This window comes from Nostoc sp. 2RC (assembly GCF_014222165.1).
Classification (GTDB): Bacteria; Cyanobacteriota; Cyanobacteriia; order Cyanobacteriales; family Nostocaceae; genus Nostoc; species Nostoc linckia.
This window is the reverse complement of record NZ_JACKZU010000469.1, coordinates 1-5,726: the sequence shown is the minus strand read 5'-3', so window position 1 is coordinate 5,726 and position 5,726 is coordinate 1. Positions and strand designations below refer to the sequence as shown.

Here is a 5,726-nt window from a genome sequence, read left to right as displayed (position 1 = left end):
GAGGGGAGTGTGGGGAGAAAGAAAATTTATGCTTCCCACACCTCCCACACCTCCCACACCTCCCACACCTCCTGCTTGCCCCATGCCCCGTGTCCAATGCCCAAATCTTTCGGTTTATGTATTGATTCGATTTGGAAATTGAATACTGAAGATTGGCATGGGGCGATAGTAATTTTAGATGAAGTTGAACAATCTTTATGGCATTTACTCAACAGTAATACCTGTAAACATAAACGTGTAAAAATCTTAAAAGTATTCCAAGAGCTAATTGCTACAGTTTTAACCACCGGGGGATTAGTAATTGCCCAAGATGCCGATTTATCAAATGTTTCACTTGAATACTTACAGGGATTATCAGGAATTAAGTTAACACCTTGGGTAGTGATTAACGAATGGAAACCCCAGCAAGGTTGGGATGTCACCTTTTATGATTCACCAAATCCCACACCGTTAATTCATCAACTAGAATTAGATTTACTTGCTGGACGTAAATGCTATGTAACTACCGACAGTCGTGCTGGGCGTTATAGTTGTGAAACCATTGAAAGTTATTTGAAAGAACGGTTACAAAAATTAAGACGAGAGTTTCCTCAAACTTTAGTAGTTAGTAGCCATACTACAAACACACCTGGTCACGCAGCAGTGGATTTTATTGCAGCTATTAATCAAAAAATATCTGAATATGATGGTGTTTTTGTTACCCCTAGTCTGGGTACGGGAATTAGTATTGATGTTCGACATTTCGACCGAGTTTATGGCATTTTTCAAGGTGTAATTCCTGATTCAGAAGCGCGACAAGCCTTAGCAAGAGTGCGGGATGATGTGCCGCGTGTTGTTTGGTGTGCGAAGCGGGGTATTGGTTTAATTGGTAGTGGAAGTACAAATTACCGCTTGTTATCTGATTGGTATCAGGAAAATCAAAAAGAAAACTTAGCTTTGCTCAGTCCATTACATAAAATAGATGTGGATTTACCTTTAGTTCATGACCCAATTCATCTGCGAACTTGGGCCAAATTATCTGCAAGAGTAAATGCATCAATTCGTCTTTATCGTCAATCGATGCAAGATGGCTTAATTGCTGATGGTCATGTAATTCAGATGCGGAGTAATGCTGTTCACAATAATATTATTCGGGATTTACGCCTTGCCTTTTTAGCAAGCGATCGCAATGATTTAGAAACCCGTAAAAGGTTAATCTTAGAAATCGTTAAAGTCCAAAAAGATTGGGCACAAAGCCGTCAAAAAGCCAAAGACATTAAACGCAAAATCAAAGAAATTAAACAACAAAATCAATTAGCAACTGCAACGGCTGTAGCTAATGCTAACAATATCGATTATGTTGAATACGAGCAGTTATTATTGAAACAATCTTTGACTGATGAAGAACGCAATCAACTTCACAAATATGTTCTCCGACAAAAATATGGCATAGCAGTTACTCCCAGCCTGAAATTACAAGACGATCGCGGATATTATAGTCAATTATTAATTCACTATTATCTGACTCATGAAAGCGAGTATTTTCACATCAAAGACCAACAAGAATGGCATCAGCAATTGTCTTGGGGAGAAGGGAAAGTTTTTCTTCCAGATTTAAAGACTTACACTCTCAAGGTTGAAGCCATGAGAGCATTAGGAATACTGCAATTCTTGGAAAATGAACGAGAATTTACACAAACCGATAGTGATTTAATGTTGCTGAAAAATATTGCTTTTCAGCATAGCAAACACATTAAAAGAGTACTAGGTATTAATTTTGTGACTGATAAAGAACAACTTTGCGGAATCAAAATACTCAGTAAATTGTTGAATTTGCTAGGTTTGAAGCTGAAACGAGAAAATGAAGTTTATAAAATCGATTCAGCAACCTTAAATGATGGTAGACAAAAAATATTTACAGTTTGGCAGCAACGAGATGAATTGATGTTGGCTCATATTAAAAGTGGTGGCTATAGAGTGCCTGATTATTCATCAGAATGGAACCTTAAAATTATCGATTCCAAGCTGGAAAATTTAACAAGCAAAGCAAAATAATCCCTTGTGTAATTCCTATTAACCCATTATGTGGATTAAACGCTAAAACCCTTGATTTATCGTTGTAAAGACGTTGCAGTTGTAGAGACGTTGCATTGCAACGTCTCTACAGGGCGACAATCCTTGATGATTCATTGATTTGGATAATTCACATCGGACGTTATTAGTTAAATTTCTACTGGATGCTGCCCATAATAAGGCAAAGCCTCAGACCAATGAGGACACTTTCCTTGTTGCCAATCAAGTTGAGCTAGTTCGAGAATACTTGTTACCGTTGCTGCTAAGTCAGATTTGGCTTGAATTAGCTGATAATCGGTGTTCCAATTAGCTAGAGTTTCTTGCCATATTTCTGGTGTCATAACTGTATCTGGAAGTAAAGCTGTAAGTGCAGAAGTATCTGGTATGAATTGATAGATAGCTGCAAAAATTTTGCCTCGTTGTCCTGGCATTTCAATAGCAAGAGTTTTGGTATTTTGGCTTTTACTTGCTTGCGACCAAGCTACCGCAGCCAAAGTAGAAATTGCAAATACAGGAATAGCTAATTGTTGCCCCAAAGTTCTGGCAGTGACAACACCAATACGAGTCCCAGTAAAGCCACCTGGCCCTTTAGCAACTGCAATAAAGGACAAATCTGCCCAAGTTTGCGGTTTAATAAATTCCATTAGATATTGATGTATTAAGCTAGATAAATCGCGCCCTAAATTCCAAACTTGAGAGCGAATATCGCCGGAAAAATTACTAATTGCTAGACCTAATTCGGGAGTTGTGGTGTGTAGTGATAAAGCGTATTTTGTTGTGGAAATTTTCGTTGACATGAACAAGATAGTTGACAGTTGACAGTTGACAGTTGATTATAGTAATGGAATATTTTGACTTGGAAATCTTTTGTCTTTGTGGTTTTAGTTAGGAAAATAAGTAATCTTTAGCGCTGCTACGAGTAATAGCCAAAACATCGGCAAACCAAAGTAAATTCCTGCGTAAATGGCGCTAGTGGTGCGTGTCTTGATAGGCTCCACAGAAAGCCAAAGATTCATGATTGCAATATTAATTACTCCAAAAAATAAGTGTAAAACTAAGACAAAAATTAACAGGGAAATTGCATAGACCGCTTCTAAGTTCAGGTATTGCCCCCAAGTAATGGCCAGTAGAAACAGAGTGCTAGCAAGACCCAGCCAGCGTATGCCTGCAACAGGAAAAAAGATAATAACTGCTTCATTGGCTTTCATCCCTGGATGTGTAAATGGTGATAGAGGCAATGACCAAAAAAATAGTAAGGCGGTACTGCCTAGTGAAACAAACCAGGAACCCCAGAATAAAGCTTGATTCATGAACTTTAGACCCTGTGCGGAATATTACTCATTAAGAATAAAATAGCGGATTTTCTCATTAAAGAAGTCGGTTATCTATACTAATACTAAGTTGCAATGAAAGATAGTAATTTGGGTGGGGAGATGAGGAGAATAACTCCTCAGGACTTACGCAAAAATAACGTAATTCCGTCATGACGAGCGATAGCGTACTCCTACACAGAAGCAAGCTACGCACAGCGTCTCGTAGAGAAGTAATCCCCCCTGACGCTGGGATTGCTTCCCTACACTCCGTTACGATCGCAATGACAATATCGGCGTTGCCTAAGTCCCACTCCTAAATCCTCAGTCAACACCCTATTTAACGTCTATGCTATCAGTTTTCAGCTGGCCATCTTCCATATAAATGATGCGATCGGCAATATCGAGGATGCGGTTGTCATGGGTAACTAACAAAATCGTACAGCCTTGTTCTTTGGCTAACTTTTGCATTAATTCCACCACATCGCGTCCGGATTTTTTATCAAGTGCAGCAGTCGGTTCATCTGCTAAAACAATTTTAGGATGGCTGACTAAAGCACGAGCGATCGCCACGCGTTGTTTTTGTCCTCCAGATAGTTTTTCTGGATAGTAATCTACCCGTTCTCCTAAACCGACAGTTTCCAAAATGGCGATCGCTTTAGCATCGATATCCTGATTGAGAAAATCTTCATGCAATTCTAAAGACATTCGCACATTTTCTTTAGCTGTTAAAAAAGTCATCAAATTATGCGCCTGGAAAATGTAGCCGATATTCCGCCGCAGCTTGGTTAACTGCTGCTTTTTAGCACCGCGAATTTCCTCTCCTAAAATTTTGAGACTACCATCTTGGGCAGAACGCAAGCCACCCATTAACGTCAACAGAGTGGTTTTTCCCGATCCTGAGGGGCCAGTCATAATGACAATTTCCCCGGCTTGAATTTCCAAATTAATATCGAATAATACTTGTTTGCGAAGGGCACCTTCACCAAAATAATGGTTGAGGTTATTCACAGAAATAACAGGTTCTAAAGCAGAAAATATCGAATTGGAGTTTAGTGGTAAAGATTTTTTTAACATATTTTATGGGGCTTAGGAGTTGGGAGTTAGGAGTTGGGAGTTAGGAGTTAGGAGTAAAAGTTATTTTCTACCTCGTCTCCCAAAATTAAAACACATCGGCAGGATCGGCAGAGCGTAGCTTTCGCATGGCGATCGCCCCAGAGAAACTACACATGATGACGGTTAAAATCCATACAGTTATGGCTCGTTCGAGTTTCATAAAAATAGGCAGCATGGTTGCACTGTAAGCAAGTTGATACAACCCAGCAGAAAGGATTAATCCAGGAATGAAGCCTAAAAAGGCTAAAAATAATGCTTCTTGAAATAAAACTCTTAAGAGATAGCCATCGGTGTATCCCATTGCTTTGAGTGTGGCATATTCTGGCAAATGGTCAGAAACATCTGAATAAAGGATTTGGTAGACAATAACGATACCAACAATAAACCCAACTCCTGTACCTAAACCAAAAATGAAACCAATGGCGGTACCTGCTTCCCAGTATTTTTTCTCGATTTGAGCAAATTCTTCTGGGGTGAGGACTCTGACATCTTTGGGTAGTGCGGCGGCAAGTTGCGATTGCACTTTCAGGGCATCTGCACCTTGTTTGAGTGTAATTAATCCCACTGTGATGCGATCGGGTTTACTGGTTGGGAATAGTTCGCCAAAGGTGGAGTCACTGGTGATGACATTACCATCGGCGGCAAAGGAAGCACCATCAGTAAACAAGCCTTTCACGGACACAAGTTTATTATTCAGTTCTGTCTCAAACTTGCCTGTTTGATTAAAAATATCGGCAACTGTTCCGTATTCCGGACGCCCTGCTTGGTCAAACAGAACTTGATACAACTGTTTGAGGTGGTGCTGATTTTGTCTGATTTCAGCAGATTTGAATGCGGGTTGTGTGGGATCGATACCCCAAACTAAAATGGTGCGATCGAGACGTGTTTCGGAATTTCGCCACTGTCCGCTACCGATGTAGACAGAATTCACTGACTGAATACCCTCGAAACTCAATGCTTGGTAAAGTCGTTCTCTGGAAAAATTTTTCACTGAGAACAGAGTTTGAAATTGGGGATTAATTAAAACTAAATCCGCCTGTAAATTCCGATGGGGTTTGATGGCTGCATCAAACAGCGCACTTTCAAATCCCAACTGAATGAACATCAGTAAATCAGCAAAAGTAATACCTGCAACTGCAACAGCTAGACGCGTTTTTTCTTTCATTAGCTGCCGCCATGCTAAGGGCGTTTTACGAAAAAGTTTCATAAGTGGGGATTAGGGATTGGGGAAAGGGAAAGGGGTAAAGG

At 40.0% G+C, this 5,726-nt stretch carries 5 protein-coding genes; 1 reads left to right on the top strand and 4 read right to left on the bottom strand.

Features of this window, described 5'->3' with window-relative positions:
• Positions 1-2,034, top strand: a 2,034-nt coding sequence (locus GNE10_RS31460) for a plasmid replication protein, CyRepA1 family (protein WP_397326713.1), incomplete at its 5' end; no start/stop codon positions are given.
• Between the two features lie 167 nt (positions 2,035-2,201).
• Here the strand turns inward: GNE10_RS31460 and tsaB are convergent.
• The 4 genes from tsaB to devC form a co-directional block, all read right to left on the bottom strand.
• A complete protein-coding gene (tsaB, locus tag GNE10_RS31455; protein ID WP_185569836.1) occupies positions 2,202-2,849 on the bottom strand; it encodes a tRNA (adenosine(37)-N6)-threonylcarbamoyltransferase complex dimerization subunit type 1 TsaB in 648 nt (215 codons plus the stop codon).
• Between the two features lie 84 nt (positions 2,850-2,933).
• Complete coding sequence (locus tag GNE10_RS31450) at positions 2,934-3,362, bottom strand: hypothetical protein (protein WP_185569834.1); 429 nt, start codon at positions 3,360-3,362, stop codon at positions 2,934-2,936.
• Positions 3,363-3,698: 336 nt separating this feature from the next.
• Positions 3,699-4,439 (bottom strand): DevA family ABC transporter ATP-binding protein, encoded by a 741-nt coding sequence (locus tag GNE10_RS31445; protein WP_185569832.1) that lies wholly within the window; start codon positions 4,437-4,439, stop codon positions 3,699-3,701.
• Between the two features lie 85 nt (positions 4,440-4,524).
• The gene (devC, locus tag GNE10_RS31440; protein ID WP_185569830.1) at positions 4,525-5,685 is read right to left on the bottom strand and encodes an ABC transporter permease DevC; all 1,161 of its coding nucleotides are present in this window, start codon (positions 5,683-5,685) and stop codon (positions 4,525-4,527) included.
• Positions 5,686-5,726: the final 41 nt, after the last annotated feature.

What these genes read in the sequence shown, in the direction of transcription:
- tsaB (WP_185569836.1), bottom strand. Translation starts at nt 2,849, where the DNA reads ATGTCAACGAAAATTTCCACAACAAAATACGCTTTATCACTACACACC.
- GNE10_RS31450 (WP_185569834.1), bottom strand. Translation starts at nt 3,362, where the DNA reads ATGAATCAAGCTTTATTCTGGGGTTCCTGGTTTGTTTCACTAGGCAGT.
- GNE10_RS31445 (WP_185569832.1), bottom strand. Translation starts at nt 4,439, where the DNA reads ATGTTAAAAAAATCTTTACCACTAAACTCCAATTCGATATTTTCTGCT.
- devC (WP_185569830.1), bottom strand. Translation starts at nt 5,685, where the DNA reads ATGAAACTTTTTCGTAAAACGCCCTTAGCATGGCGGCAGCTAATGAAA.